The organism is Campylobacter sp. BCW_4341 (genome assembly GCF_001764255.1).
GTDB lineage: Bacteria > Campylobacterota > Campylobacteria > Campylobacterales > Campylobacteraceae > Campylobacter_D > Campylobacter_D jejuni.
In genome coordinates this window covers 1-252 of sequence record NZ_MKAH01000049.1, presented here as the reverse complement: position 1 = coordinate 252, position 252 = coordinate 1, and the positions used below count along the sequence as shown (strand labels likewise).

General features: G+C 34.5%; 1 pseudogene. It reads left to right on the top strand.

Going from position 1 to position 252, the window contains the following annotated elements:
* Positions 1 to 252 (top strand): annotated as a pseudogene (locus AJN70_RS09930) (DUF115 domain-containing protein); the annotation flags it as partial.

Sequence of the window (252 nt, the reverse complement as noted above, 5' to 3'; positions counted from 1 at the left end):
AGCTTATGCTGAAAATGGCAATTCTCATCCTGATGATTATCAAAACTCAGCTAATTATGAAAGTCAAATGTATGAACATATTTTAACTACAGCTTATGGAGGCAACGGAAAAGTCGAAACTCATAGTATATGGCTTTTATTTAAAAATTGGTTTGAAAATGAAATGATTCCAAATGCCAGAAAAATGGGTATCACCACCTACAACTGTACCGAAGGTGGAGCAAGGATAGAAGGAACCATAGAAAAACCTTT